A 723-nucleotide genomic window follows, 5' to 3' on the forward strand; every position below is an offset into this window, starting at 1 on the left:
CCCAGGCCGGAGCCGTGTTCGGTGCCGCGGCGGGCGATCAGCGGGCGGATCTGCAGCTCGCGCACCAGGCGGCGGTACTTGTCGTGGTCGTAGCCCCGGTCGGCGAGCACGACGTCGGGGCGCTGGCGGGGGCGGCCGCGCTTGCCGCGCACCCTGGGAACGGCGTCCAGCAGCGGACGAAGCTGGGTGACGTCGTTGCGGTTGGCGCCGGTCACGATCACGGCAAGCGGGATGCCGGTGGCCTCGGTGATCAGGTGGTGCTTGGTGCCGGCCCGTCCTCGATCGACCGGGGACGGCCCGGTCTGCGGCCCCCTTTTAACGCCCTGATCTGCGAGGAGTCCGCTACAGCGCGGGAGAAGTCGAGCGCGTCGGCCGCGCGCAGCCGATCGAGCAGCACCTCGTGCAGACGCTGCCACACCCCGGCCTCGTTCCACTCGGCCAGCCGCCGCCAGCACGTCATGCCCGAGCCGTAGCCCAGCTCTTGCGGCAGATGCTCCCAAGCGATCCCGGTGTGCAGCACGAACAAGATGCCCTGCAACGCCAGCCGATCATCCAGCCGCTTACGTCCCGGATGCCGGAACCGCCGCTGCCGCTGGGGCAGCAACGGCTCGATCACCGCCCACAGCTCGTCGCTGACCTCCCACGGCTTCGCCCGCGCCACCCGTACTCCTCTCACGACCGCTACAGCGAGAGATCAAAGCACACCGGAGATCATTCTGTTAG

The 723-nt window shown here is 70.1% G+C and carries 1 pseudogene; it reads right to left on the reverse strand.

Annotated features, from left to right (window positions below):
* Positions 1 to 661 (reverse strand): annotated as a pseudogene (locus ABFX50_RS50885) (IS5 family transposase); the annotation flags it as partial.
* Positions 662 to 723: the final 62 nt, after the last annotated feature.

It is taken from the genome of Nonomuraea recticatena, assembly GCF_039533245.1.
Lineage (GTDB): Bacteria > Actinomycetota > Actinomycetes > Streptosporangiales > Streptosporangiaceae > Nonomuraea > Nonomuraea roseola.